The organism is Glycomyces harbinensis (assembly GCF_900101745.1).
Lineage (GTDB): Bacteria > Actinomycetota > Actinomycetes > Mycobacteriales > Micromonosporaceae > Glycomyces > Glycomyces harbinensis.
In genome coordinates, this window is record NZ_FNAD01000024.1 from 26,507 (window position 1) to 45,360 (window position 18,854).

An 18,854-nucleotide genomic window follows, 5' to 3' on the forward strand; every position below is an offset into this window, starting at 1 on the left:
ACATGAAGAAGGCACTGCTCCTCGGTGAGTCCTGGACCACCCACATGATCCACCAGAAGGGCTTCGACAGCTTCACGACCACCGAGTACGTCGAAGGCGGACGCGAGTTCGCCGCGGCCCTGCGCGAAGGCGGATGGACCGTCGACCACCTTCCCGCGCACACCATCGAGACGGCGTTCCCCGCCGACCTCGACGCGCTGCGGTCCTACGACCTCGTGGTCATCAGCGACGTCGGCGCGAACACGTTCCTGCTGACCCGCGCGGTCTTCAACGCCAGCGCCAGCGAACCGAACCGGCTCGGCCTGCTCCGCGAGTACGTGCTCGGCGGCGGCGGCCTGCTCATGGTCGGCGGCTACCTCTCGTTCTCGGGCGTCGACGCCAAGGCCGGGTACGCCAACAGCCCGATCGGCGACCTGCTGCCCGTGGAGGTCCTCGAGGTCGACGACCGCGCCGAGCACCCCGAGGGTGCGAGGGTCAGGGTCCTGCGGCCCGACCATCCGGCCCTCGGTTCGGTCGGCGAGGTCTGGCCCGCGCTGCTCGGGTTCAACCGCACCAAACCGAAGGGCGGCGCCGACGTGCTCGCCGAGGTCAACGGCCACCCCCTGGTGGCGGTCGCCGAGGCCGGCCGAGGCCGGACCGGGGTGTTCACCTCGGACATGTCGCCCCACTGGGCTCCTCCGCCGTTTATGGAGTGGACGGGTTACGCGCCCTTGTGGCGCGCGCTGTCGACCTGGGTCGCCGGCGATTGAGAGGAGGCGCGCGGGACGGGCGCGACGTCCGCGTCCGTCCCGCGTCGACCGCATCGCACCGCAGCGCGGACGAAGAGGAGGCACCACATGTTCGCCACCACCCCGAAACCACCGCGGGTCGCGGTCGTCGGCTCGGTCAACATCGACCTGGTCGTCACCGTCGACCGGCGAGCCGCGCCCGGTGAGACGGTCCTCGCCTCCGGCTACGCCGAGTCCGTGGGCGGCAAGGGCTACAACCAGGCCGTGGCCGCCGCCAAGCACCTGCACACCCACCTGATCGGCTGCGTCGGCGCCGACGCGTACGGCGAACTGGCCGTGGACGGCGCGCACCGCCGCGGCGTCGACGTGGACGAAGCGGCGCGCGCCGACGTGCCGACCGGCCGAGCGTTCATCGAAGTGGACCGCAACGGGGAGAACAGCATCGTCGTCGCCCCGCTCGCCAACCACGCGCTGACCGCCGCGCACGTCAGTGCCGCGCTCGGGCGCGTGCGCCCTGCGGCCGTCCTCGCGCAACTGGAGATACCGTTCGACGCCGTCTCGACCGCGGCGCGCTGGTGCGAGGCGCACGGCTCCAGGTTCATGCTCAACCCGAGTCCCGTTGCCCCGCTGGTGACGGGGATCGTCCGCCTGGCCGATCCGCTCATCGTGAACGAGCGGGAGGCCGAGAGCCTGATCGCGCAGTTGCGGCCCGCCGATCGCTTCGAACCGGGCGACCCGGAGGCGGCCGCCCTGCTGCTGGGCAAGCTCGCCGGGTCGGTGGTGGTCACCGCCGGACCGCGCGGCGTGGCGTTCGCGACCGCCGAGGAGCACGGGCACGTTCCGGCCAGGACGGTCCGGGCCGTCGACACGACCGGCGCCGGAGACGAGTTCGCCGGCACGCTGATGGCGTCCCTCGCCGCGGGCGAGCCGTTCGCCCGCGCCGTCGAACGGGCGAACACCGCCGCCGCGGACCTCGTCGCGACCCCGCGCTCCGAACGCTAGAACGGGCCCGTCGAGGCCGTTGGCTCGCAGGCACGTTCGCGCTCGACTACGCTCCGTTCGATTTGATCTGGTTTGCGGTTTTCACCCCGAACATCTTGACACTATATCGACTGATATCTATAGTTTGGAACCGTAAGTTTCGGAATATTCTCCGAAAGTTTCGAACGAAGGAGAGAGTCGAACGATGCTCCGCAAACCGGATTCCACCGCGCCACGGTCCCTCGTGGACGCAGGCCCGAACATCGGCTCCCGGTACGCCGCTGCTCCGCACGTCTCGCCCGGCCCCGCGACCCAGGGCCGCCGAGGAGCCGTGTCATGACACTGCGACGACGAACCGTCCTCGGCCTCGGTCTCGCCGGAGCCGCCACCGCGAGCGCGTCCCTGCTCGGCGCCCGGCACGCCCTCAGCGATCCGCTGAGCGGACCCCGCCCCGCGCCCTTCCAGGACGCGCCGACCGAGCCGTTCGCGATCGGCGTGCGCGAGTTCGGCTGGAGCCGCGGCGACCGCCGCCTCACCACCCGCATCTTCTACCCCGCCACGGGCAGCCCCGGCGGCGAGCCGGTGCGGGACGCCCCGATCGCCGACGGCGCTTTCCCGGTCTGCGAGTTCAGCCACGGCCTCGGCGGCAATCCCGAGAGCTACGCGCCGCTGGTGCGCCCGCTCGCCGCGGCCGGCTTCATCGTCCCCGCACCGGTCTTCCCCACCACCTCGAGCGGCACCGAGGGCAACATCGGCGACGTCTACAACGGCAACCAGTCGATGGACGTCTCCGAGGTCATCACGCGGACGCTCGCGCTGAACGACGCCTCGGGCGACCCGTTCGCCGGGCGCATCGACGTCGACGCGGGCGTCGGCGTGGCCGGACACTCCCTGGGCGGCATGACGACCCACGGGCTGCTGACCGCGTGGCCCGACGACCGGATCGCCGCCGCGGTCCCGTTCGCCTGCGTGGACATGGGGAACCCCGCCGGCTCCGTGTCGGCCAACGTCATGTTCGTCCACGGCGACCAGGACCCGATCTGCCAGTACGGTCTGGCGCGCCAGGCGTACGGCGAGCTGCCGGCGCCGAAGGCGTTCCTGACCCATCAGGGCATCGGCCACGACGAGTACATCTGGGGTGACGCCAACCACGACGCGACCGTCGCCACCTATGTGGACTGGATGCGATGGAGCCTTTACGGCGACACCGCCGCCCGCGACCGCCTCGCACAGGACGCCGCCGCCCCGGGCCTCGTCTGGGACGCCGAACTCGCCATCAGCGGATGACCTACGGAGAAGGAAGAGCCATGACAGACAACCCAGTACGGCGCCTGCGCCGCAGGATCACCGCGGCCGCGGCCGTCACGGCCGCAGCGGGACTCGCCGCGGTCGGGGCGCTGACGTTCGCCGGCAGCGCCTCCGCGGCGGACACCCTCGGCGCCTCGGCGGCCGAGAGCGGCCGGTACTTCGGCGCCGCCATCGCGCCGAACTTCCTCGGCGAGGAGGGCTACTCCAACACGCTGACCTCGGAGTTCAACAGCATCGTGGCCGAGAACGCGATGAAGTGGGACGCCACCGAACCCAGCCGGGGCCAGTTCAGCTTCTCCGGCGGCGACCAGCTCGTCGCGCTGGCGCAGGAGCACGGCATGGAGGTCCGCGGCCACACGCTCGTCTGGCACGCCCAGCAGCCGGGCTGGGTCCAGGGCCTCGCCGGCCAGGCCCTGCACGACGCCATGACCGGTCACATCGCCGGCGTCGCGGGCCACTACCAGGGGCAGATCAGCTCCTGGGACGTGGTCAACGAGGCCTTCGAAGGGGACGGTTCGCGTCGCCAGTCGAACCTGCAGACCCAGTTGGGGGACGGCTGGATCGAGGACGCGTTCCGCGCCGCCGACGCGGCCGACCCCGACGCGAAGCTCTGCTACAACGACTACAGCACCGACGGGATCAACGCCAAGAGCACCGCGATCTACGACATGGTCGTCGACTTCCAGGCCCGCGGCGTCCCGATCGACTGCGTCGGCTTCCAGACGCACTTGAGCACCGGTGCGGATCTCAGCTCCTACCAGGAGAACCTGCAGCGCTTCGCCGACCTCGGCGTGGACGTCGAGATCACCGAGCTCGACGTCGGCGGCTCGGGCTCGGCCCAGGCCGACGTGTACCGGGCCGTCACCGAAGCGTGCATGAACGTCGACCGGTGCACCGGCATCACCGTCTGGGGCATCACCGACAAGTACTCGTGGCGAGGCGAGGAGACCCCGCTGCTCTTCGACGGGAACTACCAGAAGAAGGAGGCGTACCAGGCCGTGCTCGACGCCCTGAACGCCGCGTGAGCGACACCCTCCCAAGGCGGACGCGGGCCGAAGCCCGCGTCCGCCGCTTCGGTCCACAGGCGAGCTTCCCCCCGAGGCGCATCCGGAGATTCCAACGGATTCCAACCGCCCCTGGCCGTCGGGGCGATTCCGCGGTCTGATGGGTGCCGTCCCCGCGTGCGTACGGGGAGCACCCGGAGGAGCGTCCTTGTACCACAGTGTCCTTCCCCCTCCGCCGCAACGGCAGCGGAATCTCTGGATGGTCGGCGGCACCGTGGTCGTGTCGCTCGCGGTCGCCATGGCCGCGACACTGCTCGTCCTCGGGCAGGTCGCCGACGGCCCGGGCGGCGCCGTGCTCGCCGACGAGACCTGCGAGCGGTTCGACCTCGCCTCGTACGAGGACCTCTTCGGCACCGCCCCCGATCCCGACGAGACCGCCGCCGACGGCTACAGCGGCACCGGCACCGGCAACTTGACCTGCACCTGGAGACACAGTGGAGCGGACGGCGCCGGCATCGCCGTGGACGCCTGGGCCAGTGCCGAATCCGCCGACCAGTTCTGGCTGGACGAGAAGTCCTGGTGGACCTCGCACGCGGGCAGCGTCACCGACTTCCCGGACGCCGGCGAGTCCGGCTTCCACTACGTGCAGGGCGGCGAGGACGAGCCGCAGAAGCGCCAGATCATGTTCGTGCTCGGCAGGTTCACCGTCTCGGTGTTCTGCTGGATCGACCCCGCGGCCCAGTCGACCGGAGACGCGGACGCCTTCCTCGAAGACCTGGCCGAACAAGCGGACGCCATAGTCGCCGACGCCGCCTGAACGCCGAAGCCCTTGCTGCGGGCATTCCCCGCCATGAAGGCCGAACGAGGAACAAGACATCGAAAGTCTTGACTTTATCTATGGGTTGTCGTTACCGTGATGGAAACATCTCGCCGCTTGCCGACCCCGACAGGCGCGGACCCGGCATCCGCGGCTCGCCGTTCGACGGTCGATCTCGTTGCGCGCCACTCGTAGCAGCGCCCCGATGTGATCGTTAACTCGATGAGTCGCCGCCGACGAAGGGAGGGGTGGCGCGACGTCCCGCATCACCGTCACCGCGATCCACACGCTTGCACGTGCACTGCCGCACGAGACAGGACGACACCATGAGTTCCGAACAGCACGCTCGACCGGGCCGGCGGCTTCGCCACCTGCTGCTCACGATCATCGCCTCCCTGGTGCTGATGCCGATGGTCGCTCTGACGAGCGCCTCGCCCGCCGGCGCGGCCACCAACTCCTTCAAGGGCTTCAACTGGGCGGAGCTGGGGGACAACTTCAGCACGAGCCCGCTCGTCGTCCAGGGCCTGAGCAGCTCTGACAGCTACGACACCGTGCGCGCCAAGGCCAACGCGGTCTACGACGACATGGCCTCGACGGTCGGCGCCAACACCGTGCGCCTGCCGATCAACACCCACACCGTCTCCTCGAACTGGTGGAACGCCTACCGGGGTGCGATCGACGCCGCGACCGACCGCGGCTTCAAGGTCATCCTCGCCTACTGGGAGGACGGCGCGGCCTCGGGCGGGCGCATCACCAACATGGCCGCGTTCAACACCATGTGGTCCAAGGTGACGAACCAGTACGGCTCCAACAGCCGGGTCTACTTCGAGCCGATGAACGAGCCGCACGGCTACAGCTCCGCCGAGTGGCGCGACGTGGCCGCCGACTGGCTCGACTACCACTACTCGGCTCCGGACGCGCGAGCCCTCATCGGCGGCACCGGCTACAGCCAGGACCTGCGCCCGATCTGCGGCGACAGCCGCTTCAACGGGACCATGCTGTCGATCCACGACTACGCCTTCTTCTACGCCGAGCGCGACTACTGGGCTCACCGCAACGGTTTCGAGGCCCGCCTGGGCAACTGCGCCTCCCGCGCGGTCATGACCGAGTTCGGCGCGCCGATGAACAACGGGCTGAACTACCACAGCACCGCCGGCACCGACAACTTCGTCAACCACATCCGCGCCGTCACCGACGAGATGCGCGAGCAGGGCATGGGCAGCACCTACTGGCCCGCGCTCGGCGGCAAGACCGGCAACATCGGCTACGACTGGTACTCCATGTTCGCCTTGAGCGGCAGCGGCACCAACCTGAACCTCTCCATTCGCAACCAGTCCGGCGCCGACCGCCTCCGGCACGGCTGGGGCCTGTAGCCACGCACGCCGTCCGCTGACGACACGCGGCGGACGGCGACCCCGGGGCCGTCGCGCGCCGAGCACCGCTCGACGGCCCCGGGTGCCCCTGATCGCTGAGAGACCGAGCCACGAGAAAGGAACGACCTCATGAGAACGGCATGGAAGGCCGCATTCGTCTGCGCAGCGGCGTCACTGCTGCTCGCGCTGGGCGTCGCGCCCGCGCAGGCGGCCCCGCAGACCTTCGACAACGGCGGTCCGATCACGACGACGAACGGCTCCCCGATGCACGCCCACGGCGGCGGCGTCATCAAGGAGGGCGACTACTACTACATGGTCGGCGAGCAGCGCAGGAGCGGAAGCTCGCTGTTCCAGGCGGTCTCCATGTACCGCTCGACCGACATGGTCAACTGGACCCACGCCAACGACATCCTCACCCGCGACTCCCACCCCGAGCTCGACCCGGCCAACATTGAACGGCCGAAGGTCGTCTACAACGCCGAGTTCGACCACTACGTCATGTGGGCGCACAAGGAGAACGGGTCCGACTACGGCGACGCCGAAGTGGCCGTGGCCGTCTCCGACACCATCGACGGCGACTACACCTACCGGGGTTCGTTCCGGCCCCTCGGCCACATGTCGCGCGACTCCACCGTCTTCGTCGACACCGACGGCACCGCCTACCTCATCTCGGCGGCGCGGGAGAACTACGACCTGCACATCTACCGCCTCTCGGACGACTACCTCAGCGTCGAGGCGCTCGTGCACCAGTTCGTCGGCGACCACCGCGAGGCCCCCGCGGTCTTCAAACGCGGCGGCACGTACTTCCTGATCACCTCCGGGGCCACCGGCTGGAACCCGAACCAGACGAAGTACGCCACCACCGCGAACTTCGCGTCGGGTTCGTGGAGCGGCTGGCAGAACCTCGGCAACGCCACCACCTACGAATCCCAGTCGACCTACGTGCTCGAGATCGCCGGCTCCCAGACGACGTCCTATCTGTACATGGGCGACCGGTGGGCGGGCGCCTGGGGCGGGACGCCGAACGAGTCGGGCTACGTGTGGCTCCCGCTGCGCTTCCCGTCGAACTCGACGCTGGCCCTGGACTGGCACGCCCAGATCACCATCGACACCGCGACCGGCCAGGTCACCGGCAGCGGTGGCGGCGGCCAGGTCGCGGACGTCGTCAACCGCAACTCCGGCAAGTGCCTCGACGTCGTGAACGGCTCCACGGCGAACGGAGCGGAGATCATCCAGTACGACTGCCACGGTGGCACGAACCAGCAGTGGCAGTTGACCGCCACGGGAGGCGGCTACTACAGGATCGCCTCCCAGTCGTCCGGCAAGTGCCTCGACGTCGACGGCGCCTCGACCGCCAACAACGCCCGAGTCATCCAGTGGACCTGCGGGAGCGGCACGAACCAGCAATGGCAGCTGCGCACGATCGGCGGCTACGTCGAGATCGTCGCGCGGCACTCGGGGAAGTGCCTCGACGTCGTCTCGTCCTCGACCGCGAACAGCGCCCGCCTCCAGCAGTACGACTGCTACGGCGGCACCAACCAGCAGTGGACCGTGTAGGAACCCCTACCGGCCGCAGGTCGCCGGAGTCCGGTGACGCCCGCGCGATTGCGGGCCTCACCGGCCTCCGGCGACGCGGCCCGCCACGTCGCCGACCCCTCCGAACGCGCCGCCCGCGGCGTCGAAACCGTTCAGCGATGGCCGTGCCCGCAACGCTTCGTACAACCCATGTGCAAAGGGTCCGGATCCGCGTAGGCTTCCTTGCATGCAGTCCCCCTCGCGCGACATCCGCCTTCGAAACTGTTTCTCGATGCTCAGGCACCTCCTGGCCGACCACCCCTCCTCGCGGCCGGACCTGGCCAAGAAGACCGGCCTCAGCGTCGCCACCGTCTCCAACCTCGTGACCGAGCTGATCGACCTCGGCGTGGTCGTCGAGGCCGGCCTGGAGGACTCCGGCGGCGGCCGGCCCCGGATGCTCCTGGGCCCCAACACCGACGGCGGGGTCCTGATCGGCGTCGACGTCGCCACGACCTACGTCAAGTTCGAGGCCTACGACCTTGCCCTGCAGGTGCTGTTCCGGATCGAGGAGCAGGTGGACCTGGCCGAGGACACGCCCGAGAAACTCCTGGACCACATCGCCTCCGGCATGGCGGCCGTCCGCGAAGTGCTCGCCGACCGCGAGATCCTCGGACTCGGCGTGAGCCTGCCCGGCCAGGTCGACGTCGCCGGGGGCATCTCCGTGTCCAACCCGAACTGGAACTGGCGCGACGTCGCCTTCAAGGAACTGCTCGCCGAGCGGCTCGGACTCGACGCGCCCATCTACCTCGACAACTCGCTGAAGACCGTGACGGCCGGCGAACTGTGGTTCGGCGACGGCCTCGGCGTCGAGCGCCTCGCGGTCGTCGTCCTGGGCACCGGCGTCGGCGTGGGCCTCGCCTTCGACGGGAAGCTCTACCGCGGGGCCACCAACTCGGCGGGGGAGTGGGGCCACACCACCATCGACCCGAACGGGCCCGTCTGCCGATGCGGCCGCCGCGGATGCATCGAAGCGCGCATCGGCGCCCCCGGCATCCTCCGCCAATGGGCCGCCATGGGCTGCGACCGCGAATGGGAGACGCAGGAGAGCGCGATCGAAGCCCTTGCGGCCGACTGGAAGACGGGCGAGGAGCCCGCGGTGCGCACCATCGAGGCCGTCGCCCGCGACCTGGCGCTCGGCGTCGCGAACTTCGTCAACCTCGTCAACCCCGACCTCGTGGTCTTCACCGGCTGGGTCTCCGACGCCCTCGGCGAGGCGCTGCTCCCCGAACTCCGGCGCCGCCTCCCCGACCACGTGCTCGAATCGGCGCTCGGCGCGCTCCGCATCAAACTCGACGAGCAGAGCCGCAACATGGTCATCCTCGGCGCGGCGGCCCTCGCACTGGAAGGGCACCTCAACCGCATCAAATCCGTCGGCTCGCGGGCGCGGCTCTGACGGCCCGCGCGGCCGGGCCCGCAGGCGCCGCATCTCGTCCTCGCCGTACGCCTCCCGGCGTCAGCGGCAGGAGCCCCGCGGCGGGCCCGGCTACGCTGATCCGCATGCGAGTGACGATGCGGGAGGTCGCCGAGCGTGCGGGCGTCTCGGTGAAGACGGTGTCCCGCGTGGTCAACGACGAGCCGCACATCCGCCCCGAAACCCGGGCCCAGGTGCGTGCCGCGATCACCGAACTCGGCTGGACCCCGAACGCGTCGGCCCGGACCCTGCGCACCGGGCGCACCGGCGTCATCGGCATCGCCGTCGCCGAGCTGCGCCGCCCCCTCCTCGCCGCCGTCGTCGAGCGGCTGGTGATGGAACTGGACCGACACGGCCTGCACGCCGCGGTGGAACCCACGCTCGACGACCCCGCGCGCCTCGCCTCGGTCGCCGCCCAGCGCGGGCACACCTTCGACGCACTGCTGGCCGTGGACGCCCACGAACTCCCCGCCGAGGTGATCGCCGCCGCCGACGGTCCGGTGGTCCGCCTGAACGTCACGCGGTGGACCTCCGGCACCCTTGTGGACGGCACCGACACGGTGTACGCGGACCTCGACCAGGGCGCGCAGCTCGCGCTGCGCCACATGCGCGTGATGGGACGCCACCGCGCCGTGCGCATCGGGCCGGGACCGCTGGCCGAGCGGGAGGAGGAGCACGGGATCGCCCGCGTCGATCCGGGCCGGGGCGAGGTCGGCCGCGTCGCCGGCTACCGCGCGGCCCAGCGCGCCCTGGTCGAGCACCCCGGCGTCGACGCGCTCATCTGCGGCACCGACGAGATCGCCTTGGGAGCGCTGGCAGGCCTGCACGCCGCCGGCGTCGAGGTGCCCAGCCGGGTCGCGGTCATCGGCTACGGCGACCTGGACGAGGGCCGGTTCAGCACGCCGTCGCTGAGCACCATCGACCCTGACACGGTCTCCTTGGCGCGCAACGCCGTCGACCTCGTGGCGGCCCGCCTCGCCGGCACCGACCGGGCGCCCTCGTCCGTGGCCGTCCCGGTCACGCTGGTCCAGCGGGAGTCGACCTCGGCGGCGGGTGCGCGATGAAGCGGCCCACCTTGGCGGACGTCGCCGCCGTGGCGCAGGTGTCGCCCAAGACCGTCTCCAACGTGCTCCGCGGCCGCCCGCTCGCGTCGAAGGCGACCCAGGAGCGGGTGTGGCAGGCGGTCGCGTCCGTCGGCTACCGCGTGAACCGCGCGGGCCGGGCGCTGGCCGGCGGCGGGACCGGGCGCATCGCGGTGGTCGTGCCGAACCTCCACCAGCCCTACTACGCCGAGAACGCCGAGCGGCTGATCCTGGCGCTCGCGGACCGGGGTCTCACCAGCACGCTGCGCATCGCCCCGGACGCGGCGTCCGAGCGGGAGGCGGTGTTCGGCGGGACGACGGCCGACGCGGACGGGGTGATCGTCCTCCCGCACTTCATCAACACGGAGGTGTTGGGCGGCATGGCCCCCGACCGGCCCGTGGTGCAGTTCGGGAGCCGGCCCACCGGCCTGCTCGACACCGTGGTCATGGGGGAGCGGGAGGGCTTCAGCGCCGTCACCCGCCACCTCCTGGACACCGGCCGGCGGCGGCTCGCCCTGGTGTGGAACGCGACCCAGAGCGGCCGACCGGAAGGCCGCCGCTTCGAGGGCTTCGAGGAGGCGCTCGCCGAGTACGGCCTGGAACCGGACCCGGCGCTCATGGCCGCCGGCTCGGACTGGGACTGGCGCGCCCCGGGCTTCGAGGCGATGACCGGTCTGCTGGCCTCCGGGGCCCGCTTCGACGCGGTGCTGTGCATCAACGACTCGGTGGCGGTCGGCGCGCTGCGGGCCCTGCGCGTGGGCGGTGTGCGCGTCCCCGACGACGTCGCGCTGACCGGCTTCGACGACACGGACGAGGCCGAGTTCACGGTCCCTCCCTTGACGACGGTGAGCCCAGAGCACGAGGCCATGGTCGACGCGGCCGTGCGGATGATGGTCGACCGCCTCGGCGGCGAGGCGGGGCCGCCCCGGGTGCGTCAGACCGGCGCGCACCTGATCCCGCGGGCGTCCTCCGGCGTGCCCCGCTGACGGCGGCGGTCCGCCCGAATCCAAGCACTTCGATGCCAAGGCGCCCTCCGGGCTGCCGTGGTTCACGTTCACATCCGTAGATGTCTTTCTATTGACAACGCTGAAGTGCGTGCCTATATTCGGTTGGACCTCATGACACCCTCAAGGAGATGAAGTGACCGATCCCCTGGTAGCGGCCACTGCGACCGACCAGATCCGCACCCCCGCCGCCCCGGTCGGGGCCGCGGCCCGGCACCGGCCGCTGGACCTCCGCTCGGTGCGTCTGCACCCGGCCGGACCTCTCGGCGCGATGCAGGAGCGCAACGCCGCCGCCACCATCGCCCACTGCATCGAGCACCTCGGACCGGCCCTGGACCACTTCCGGCGCGTGCTCGGCGAGTCCGACGCCGAGAACCCCGGCTTCGTCGCCGACACGGACGTGTACAAGACGATCGAAGCCGCCGCCTGGGAGATCGCCCGCACCGGCACGACCGCGTGGGACGCCTGGCTCGACGAGACGATCGGCCTCATCGCACGCGTGCAGGAGCCCTCGGGCTACCTGGTGACCTGGGTCCAGGCCGACCCCGCCAAGGAGCGGTTCGCCGACCTCGAAGGGGCGCATGAGATGTACGCGCTCGGGCACCTGATCCAGGCTGCTGTCGCCCTCGACCGCGCCGCCGGCCGGGGCGACCTGCTCGCGATCGCCCGCGCCTTCGCCGACCTCGTGGACCGCGAGTTCGGCCCCGGACGCAAGGACGGCATCTGCGGCCACCCCGAGATCGAGACGGCCCTCGTGGAGCTCTACCGGCACACCGGCGAGCGGCGCTATCTCGACCTGGCGGCGCGGATGATCGACCTGCGCGGCCGCGGACTGCTCAAGACCGGCCACCTCGGCGCCGAGTACTTCCAGGACCACGCCCCGGTCCGCGAGGCGCGCAGCGCCGTCGGGCACGCGGTGCGCCAGCTGTACCTCAACGCCGGCGCGGCCGACGTCTACCTCGAGACCGGCGAACGGGCGCTGCTGGAGGCGATGCACGCCCAGTGGGACAGCGTGCACGAGCGCAAGATGTACCTCACCGGCGCCTTCGGGGCCCGCCACCAGGGCGAGGCCTTCGGCGACGACTACGAACTGCCTTCGGACCGCGCCTACGCCGAGACCTGCGCGACCATCGCCGACGTCCACTTCAACTGGCGGATGCTCCTCGCGGGGGACCGCTCGGCGGCCGGCTACGCCGAGGCCATCGAACGCGAACTGCACAACGCCCTCGCCGCGGCGGTCGACGCGACCGGCACCAGGTTCTTCTACGCCAGCCCGCTGCACCTGCGGCCCGACCGCCTCTCCGAAGGGCACGCCCCGCGCGAGCGCCAGTCCTGGTACTCCTGCGCGTGCTGCCCGCCGAACCTGGCCCGGCTCACCGCTCAGCTCGGGTCCTATGTGGCCACCGTCGCGGACGGCGAACTCGCCCTGCACCTGTACGCCGACGCCGAGATCGACGTGCCCGACTCCCTCGGCGGCGGCACCCTCCGCGTCGACACCGCCTACCCCGCCGACGGCCGGGTCCGCCTGCGGCTCACCGGTTCCGAAGGGCTCGACCTCGCCCTCCGCGTCCCGAGCTGGTCGCCCACCGCGCTCCTCGACGGCACCGCGACCGCGCCCGACGACGACGGGTACCTGCGCCTGCGCCTCACCGCCGAGACCACCCTGTCCTTCGACCTCGCCCCGCGCTGGACCCGCGCCCACCACCGCGCTGACGCGCTCCGCGGCAGCGCCGCGATCGAACGCGGCCCGGTCGTCTACTGCGTCGAGCAGGTCGACCTGCCCGCCGACGTGGCGCTGGACGACGTGCTGGTCGACGCCGGCGCGCCGCTCGACGAACACGACGGGTCGCCCCACCTCACGTTCCCCGCCGCCGTCCGGCCCTCCGCGCCCGGCCTCTACGGGCCCCCGCGGAACCCGGACGCCCCCCGCCCGGTGACGGTCACCGCCGTCCCGTTCGCCCAGTGGGGCAACCGAGGCGGCGACGCCATGCGCGTATGGCTGCCCGCCGTCTGACACCGATCCCCGCCCGATCCCCCGACTCAAGGAGGAGTCTTGACCCACACGACCGAACGCAGAGGGACCGCCGCCCTCGCCGGAATCGCCTCAGCGGCGCTGCTGCTGAGCGCCTGCGGCGGCGGCGGTGAGGACGACAACGCCCTGCACATCCTCGTCGTCAAGCACGCGCTCACCGGGCCCATGGCCGACATGGCCTGGGTCGACGAGCTCGAGGACGCCGCCGGCATCCCGATCGAATGGGAAGAGGTCTCGGCCGACTGGGACCAGAAGAAGTCCACGATGCTCGCCGCCGGCGACATCCCCGACCTCATCATCGGCACCAACGCCATCACCGACGCCGACATGGTCACCTTCACCGGCCTTTTCGAAGACCTCGGCGACGACATGGACTCGCTCCCCAACGTGCAGGCCATGTTCGACGCGCTGCCCGAGACCGAGCTCATGGCCACCCGCCCGGACGGCGAGGTCTTCTCCGTCCCCTCCTACCGCCGCTTCTGGCCCCAGACCGCCACCCGCCAGTACGTCAACCAGCAGTGGCTCGACAACCTCGGCCTCGAGCAGCCGACCACCTGGGACGAACTGCACGAAGTCCTCCTCGCCTTCAAGAACGAGGACGCCAACGGCAACGGCGACCCCGACGACGAGATTCCCGTCGACTGGTCCCCGGCAGGCGAGGGCGGCTTCGGGTACTTCCAGCCCACCGTGTTCCTCGGCAGCCTCGGACTGCCCACGACCAACGGCGGCGGCTCCGGCTACTTCGTGGAGAACGGCGAGGTCGGCAACTTCCTCACCGACCCCCGCTACATGGAACTCGTGTCGTTCCTGCACGAGCTCTACGCCGACGGCCTCGTCAGCCAGGACGTGATGACCCAGGACTACTCGGCCTACCAGTCCGTGGGCCGCGGCGACGGCGACGTCGCCAAGGTCGGGTTCTCCTGGGGCTGGACCGCCTCGGACCGCTTCGGCCCCCAGCTCGCGGACCAGTACGCCCCCATCGCCCCGCTCGCCGCCGACGCCTCCATGAGCGCCGACGACCTCGCCTGGACGTACGACTCCTACTCCCTCAACTACGGCCTCAACACGATCACCATGTCCGCCCAGAGCGAGAAGAAGGACGCCGCACTGAAGGTGATCGACGCCTTCTACGACCAGGACCTCTCCCTCCAGGCGCTCTGGGGCGACTTCGGGGAGAACATCGAGGAGCTCGGGAACAACGCGTACACCGTGCTGCCCCCGGCCGACGAGACCCTCGACTCGTCCTCCTGGAAGTGGACGACCACGCTCGCCGACAACAGCCCCGGCTGGATCCGCGACGACATCGAGGTCACGCTGCCGACCGACATCCAGGAGGCGGTGGAGGACGAGGCGCCGCTGACGGACGCCCTCGCGAACATCGACCCGGCCTCCGACATCTGGCCCGGGGAACTCGTCAAGATGAGCGCCGAGGACTCCAGCAGTCTCGCCCTGCTCCACACCGACATCCTCGGACAGGCCATGCAGCGGTGGGCCACCTGGATCACCGAAGGCGGCGTCGAGTCCGAATGGGACGACTACGTGTCGCAACTCGAAGGGCTCGGGCTGACCGAGGCCGTCGAGATCCACCAGCGCTACTACGACGAGTACCTGGCGAGCCAGGGATGACCTCCGCGACCACTGTCCGGCCCGCCGGGGGAGGCGCCGCGCGCGCTCCCCGGCGGGCCGGGTCCCGGCCGGCCCGGCACCTGCGCAGGTACTGGCAGCTGTGGGTGATGCTCGCCCCGGCGATCGCGTTCGTCGCGGTGTTCGCCTACGTGCCCATGTACGGCCTGCAGCTGGCGTTCCGCGAGTTCGACTTCGCCGCCGGCATCACCGGCGGCGACTGGGTCGGGCTCAAGTACTTCCAGCAGTTCTTCGACAGCCCCCAGTTCTGGACCCTGCTGCGCAACACCGTGGTCATCAGCATGAGCACGCTCGTCGCGGGCTTCATCGCCCCGATCACGCTGGCGCTCATGGTCAACCAGGTGCTCGGCCGGCGCCGCAAGAAGTTCCTCCAGACCGCCACCTACCTGCCGCACTTCATCTCGATCGTGGTCATCGTCGGCATGCTCCACGTGTTCCTCTCCCCGAGCTCGGGCCTGATCACGCGCCTCGTGGGCCTGTTCGGCGTGGACGGCGCCAACTTCCTCGGCAGCGCGAGCGCGTTCGTACCCGTCTACGTGATCTCCGACGTGTGGCAGCACGCCGGCTGGAACAGCATCATCTACCTGGCGGCGCTCGCGAGCGTGGACACGCAGCTCTACGAGGCGGCGAAGATCGACGGCGCCGGACGGTTCAGCATCATCCGGCACATCGACGTTCCGGCGCTGGTGCCCACGATGATCGTGCTGCTCATCTTGAACATGGGGAACGTGCTCAACACCGGCTTCGAGAAGATCTTCCTCATGCAGAACCCCCTCAACCTCGGGGTCTCCGAAGTGATAGCGACCTACGTCTACAAGATCGGCATCCTCTCCAACCAGTTCAGCTACGCCACCGCGATCGGGCTGTTCAACACCCTCATCAACTTCGCGTTCCTGATGGTCGCCAACCAGATCGCCAAGCGCGTCTCCAACACGAGTCTGTGGTGAGCCAGATGCAGAGACCCTTCGCCGCCCTCCGCCGCGACACCCCCGGCGACCTCGTGTTCAAGGCCCTCCTGGCGCTGTGCTGCGTCCTGGTGCTGCTCTTGGCCCTGTACCCGATCTACTTCGTGGTGATCGCCTCCGTCAGCGATCCGACGATGGTCGCCACCGGGCGGGTCTGGCTCGTGCCGCGCGACCTCTCCTGGTTCGGGTACGAGCAGATCCTCGCCGACGAGCGCATCTGGAACGGCTACCGGAACACGCTCGTCTACGCCCTGGTCGGGACCGCGCTGAACCTCGTGGTGACGATGCCCGCCGCGTTCGCCCTCTCGCGCAGGGAGTTCCGGCCGCGTCGGCCGCTCATGTTCTTCTTCGCGTTCACCATGTTCTTCAGCGGCGGGCTCATCCCGATGTACCTGCTGCTGCGGGACCTGAACCTGCTGGACAACTGGCTCGTGTTCGTCCTGCCCTCCGCGGTCAACGTCTTCAACCTGATCATCGCCCGGTCGTTCTTCGAGCACTCGCTGCCCGACGAGCTGCACGAGGCCGCCTCCATCGACGGCGCGAACTACTTCCAGTTCTTCCTGAAGATCGCGCTGCCGCTGTCCATGCCGATCCTCTCGGTGATCGGGCTGTACTACCTGGTGCAGCACTGGAACGACTTCTTCACCGGTTTGGTGTTCGTGCGCGACTACGACCTCCAGCCGCTGCAGATCGTGCTGCGCGACATCCTCATCTCCAACCAGGCCTTCTCCGGAGGCGCGGGCGGGGCGGGCGGCGCCGGGGCCGGGTCCTACGCCCAGCAGTACGCCGACCAGATCAAGTACGGCGTCATCGTCGTGTCCACACTGCCGGTGATCGTGCTCTACCCGTTCCTCCAGCGCTACTTCGAGAAGGGCGTCATGATCGGGGCGGTGAAGGGATGAGGACCACCTTCCTGGACTGGTACCAGCGGCTCGGCGGGCTCGGCCTGCGGCTGCTGTGCCTGCACCTGCTCTGGCTGGCGTGGACCCTGCGCGGCGGGGTCGTGCTCGGCGTCTTCCCGGCGACGGCCGCCCTGCACGGCGTGCTGCGCAAGGACGCCCGGCTCGCCGCCGCGAACCGGGACGAGGCGCCGGCGCCGGCCGGGCTGCGGGCCGAGTTCGGCGCGTTGTGGCGCCGGGAGTTCGCCGCCGCCAATCGGCTCGGCGCGCTGCTGGTGCTCTGCTGGGCGTTCCTCGTCCTGGACCGCCGGATCGTCGAGCACCTCGACTTGGGCGGCCTCGGACCGCTGCTCGCCGGCGGCCTGACGGTCGCCGGCGTCTGGCTCGGCGTCATCACCGCCCTGGTCTGGCCGCTGCAGTCGCACTTCGACGAGAGCGCCCGGGCGCTCCTGCGCCGAGCCTTGATCCTGACGGCGGGTCGCCCCGCCACGGCGGCGCTCGCGGGCGCGGGCGTCGGCGTCATGCTGGGCGCCTACTACCTGGTGCCGGGCCTGGCGCCCGTGTTCGGCCTGGCCGCACCCGCGGCCGTCGCCACGACGGCGCTGTGGCGATCGGGCGTGCTCGCCGTTCCGAACGACCCGGACCGACCTGCGGCGGCGCGCCTCGTGGAAGGAAGCGGCGCGGAAGGCCCGCGGCTGGCCTGAGGTCCGTGCGTCAGGTGAGCGGGAACGGGCCGGGCGAGAAGAAGATGAAGAAGGACAGCACCATGACGATCAGCGATCCGAGCCCGCTGAAGAACCCGCCTGCCGCGGTGCTGCGGTTGGTGGCGATGCCGGTGCGGGCCCGGTTGAGGCCGACGGCGCCGAAGACGACGGCCAGCACGCTGACGGGCCAGGTCAAGAGGTAGAGCATCGGCACCCACAGGAGGGCGAACGCGATCAGCCCGAGGACGAAGGCGGTGATGCCGATGCCGTTCTCGGGGGGTCGATCGCCCTGGGGCGGAATGGGTGCGTCGGTGAAGGGGTCGAGCATGGCGGCGTGTCCGGATCTGTGATGGTCGGTGGGTCGCCACTCACCGTACCTTCAGCCCGCCGTCAGCAGGGGACGCGCGATCGGCCGCGGCCGCGGGCGGTTCGCGTCGCGGAGGCACGAGGGCCAGGTCAACCGCCTGCGATGCGGGTTTCGGGACGATCGGATGAGCCGATCGGCTCAAGTTCCGACCCTTCGGGTAAACCGGCAGAGCCGCTTCGGGACTCGTCGCGGGATCGGGGCTCCGGCCGGAGCAGTGATTTTCCAAATATTTGAATCTTCAAGTAATTGCGTCCGCGTCGACGGTCTTGTAGCGTGATTTTCACGAGGCCTCAGTCGGCGACCGGTACCCGCCCTGACGGGGAGGCCGGCTCGGTGCCGAGACACGGAGGATCTTCGTGATGAGATCAGTCTCGCGTCCCGTGCAGTCGATGCTCGCCGTATTGGTCGGGCTGATGATGAGCGCGGTGTTCAGCGCAACGGCCGCCTCGGCCCCGCCTTCACCGGCCGACCAGGACCCGGCGCCCCCCGCGGCGACCTGGGATCTGTCCGGCGGGGTGCAGCGGCTCTGCATCCCCGCCGGTTCGCCCTACACCAGCTACTTCGTCGGCTTCGTCGCCGGAGCCTGGGACACGCCTCTCCTGCCCGAGGTGCACGGACTTCCCGAGGGCACCGTCGTCAGCATGACCCAGTCGGTCCCGCCCGATGACAACGGAGACCAGTACATCGGGGTCATCTGGATCCTCGTCCAACTGCCCCCTCTGGACTACGGGGAGTACCCGGCCGTCCTCACCGTCACCGACGGGACGTCGACGCAGACGATGGGGATCCTGATCAAGGCCCAGGAGAAGTGGGGCTGCTGAGCCGCACCGCCCGACCGCACGGAACACCGCCGCCGCCCCGGCGGTGTTCCGTGCCCCGGCCGTCGACATCGGACCGCGGTCCCTGGCCGGAACCCCTCCGCGTCGGTTCGGGACCCCTCCCGGCGTCGCCGTGTGAGCA

At 70.4% G+C, this 18,854-nt stretch carries 17 protein-coding genes; 16 read left to right on the forward strand and 1 reads right to left on the reverse strand.

The features are described from left to right. Positions 1-2 precede the first annotated feature (2 nt). From BLQ63_RS26110 to BLQ63_RS26180, 15 genes are all read left to right on the forward strand, one after another. Positions 3-749 carry a glutamine amidotransferase gene (locus BLQ63_RS26110; protein ID WP_091040478.1) on the forward strand — a complete coding sequence of 249 codons (747 nt, stop codon included), beginning with the start codon at positions 3-5 and terminating at the stop codon, positions 747-749. 87 nt (positions 750-836) lie between these two features. After that, complete coding sequence (locus BLQ63_RS26115) at positions 837-1,730, forward strand: ribokinase (RefSeq protein WP_091040479.1); 894 nt, start codon at positions 837-839, stop codon at positions 1,728-1,730. A gap of 315 nt (positions 1,731-2,045) precedes the next feature. Beyond that, positions 2,046-2,996, forward strand: a complete 951-nt coding sequence (locus tag BLQ63_RS26120; protein ID WP_091040480.1) for an alpha/beta hydrolase family protein — start codon at positions 2,046-2,048, stop codon at positions 2,994-2,996. A gap of 20 nt (positions 2,997-3,016) precedes the next feature. Further along, positions 3,017-4,042: a glycoside hydrolase family 10 protein gene (locus BLQ63_RS26125; RefSeq protein ID WP_091040481.1), complete on the forward strand. Its 1,026-nt coding sequence runs from the start codon at positions 3,017-3,019 to the stop codon at positions 4,040-4,042. A 238-nt stretch (positions 4,043-4,280) separates the two neighbouring features. Beyond that, positions 4,281-4,838 carry a hypothetical protein gene (locus BLQ63_RS26130; RefSeq protein WP_091040482.1) on the forward strand — a complete coding sequence of 186 codons (558 nt, stop codon included), beginning with the start codon at positions 4,281-4,283 and terminating at the stop codon, positions 4,836-4,838. 326 nt (positions 4,839-5,164) lie between these two features. Continuing rightward, the gene (locus BLQ63_RS26135) at positions 5,165-6,211 is read left to right on the forward strand and encodes a glycoside hydrolase family 5 protein (RefSeq protein WP_091040483.1); all 1,047 of its coding nucleotides are present in this window, start codon (positions 5,165-5,167) and stop codon (positions 6,209-6,211) included. A gap of 129 nt (positions 6,212-6,340) precedes the next feature. After that, positions 6,341-7,768 (forward strand): RICIN domain-containing protein, encoded by a 1,428-nt coding sequence (locus BLQ63_RS26140; protein WP_091040484.1) that lies wholly within the window; start codon positions 6,341-6,343, stop codon positions 7,766-7,768. 250 nt (positions 7,769-8,018) lie between these two features. Further along, on the forward strand, positions 8,019-9,179 hold the full coding sequence (locus BLQ63_RS26145; RefSeq protein WP_177155118.1) for an ROK family transcriptional regulator: 1,161 nt from the start codon (positions 8,019-8,021) through the stop codon (positions 9,177-9,179). 104 nt (positions 9,180-9,283) lie between these two features. Further along, a complete protein-coding gene (locus BLQ63_RS26150) occupies positions 9,284-10,261 on the forward strand; it encodes a LacI family DNA-binding transcriptional regulator (RefSeq protein ID WP_218125515.1) in 978 nt (325 codons plus the stop codon). Further along, positions 10,258-11,265, forward strand: coding sequence for a LacI family DNA-binding transcriptional regulator (locus BLQ63_RS26155; RefSeq protein ID WP_091040486.1), 1,008 nt, complete (start codon positions 10,258-10,260; stop codon positions 11,263-11,265). The genes BLQ63_RS26150 and BLQ63_RS26155 overlap by 4 nt, the downstream gene beginning before the upstream one ends. A 154-nt stretch (positions 11,266-11,419) precedes the next feature. Further along, positions 11,420-13,297: a glycoside hydrolase family 127 protein gene (locus BLQ63_RS26160; RefSeq protein WP_218125516.1), complete on the forward strand. Its 1,878-nt coding sequence runs from the start codon at positions 11,420-11,422 to the stop codon at positions 13,295-13,297. 39 nt (positions 13,298-13,336) lie between these two features. Then, positions 13,337-14,941: a type 2 periplasmic-binding domain-containing protein gene (locus BLQ63_RS26165; RefSeq protein WP_091040487.1), complete on the forward strand. Its 1,605-nt coding sequence runs from the start codon at positions 13,337-13,339 to the stop codon at positions 14,939-14,941. Continuing rightward, positions 14,938-15,906, forward strand: a complete 969-nt coding sequence (locus tag BLQ63_RS26170) for an ABC transporter permease (protein ID WP_091040488.1) — start codon at positions 14,938-14,940, stop codon at positions 15,904-15,906. Before BLQ63_RS26165 ends, BLQ63_RS26170 begins: the two co-directional genes overlap by 4 nt. Before the next feature lie 5 nt (positions 15,907-15,911). Then, a complete protein-coding gene (locus tag BLQ63_RS26175; RefSeq protein WP_091040506.1) occupies positions 15,912-16,826 on the forward strand; it encodes a carbohydrate ABC transporter permease in 915 nt (304 codons plus the stop codon). Beyond that, a complete protein-coding gene (locus BLQ63_RS26180) occupies positions 16,823-17,527 on the forward strand; it encodes a YesL family protein (protein WP_091040489.1) in 705 nt (234 codons plus the stop codon). Before BLQ63_RS26175 ends, BLQ63_RS26180 begins: the two co-directional genes overlap by 4 nt. 10 nt (positions 17,528-17,537) lie before the next feature. Here BLQ63_RS26180 and BLQ63_RS26185 read toward each other — a convergent pair whose 3' ends face one another. Beyond that, complete coding sequence (locus BLQ63_RS26185) at positions 17,538-17,855, reverse strand: hypothetical protein (RefSeq protein ID WP_091040490.1); 318 nt, start codon at positions 17,853-17,855, stop codon at positions 17,538-17,540. A 398-nt stretch (positions 17,856-18,253) separates the two neighbouring features. Between BLQ63_RS26185 and BLQ63_RS26190 the strand changes: the two genes are divergently transcribed. Next, positions 18,254-18,715, forward strand: coding sequence for a DUF5980 family protein (locus tag BLQ63_RS26190; protein ID WP_143015105.1), 462 nt, complete (start codon positions 18,254-18,256; stop codon positions 18,713-18,715). Positions 18,716-18,854 lie beyond the last annotated feature (139 nt).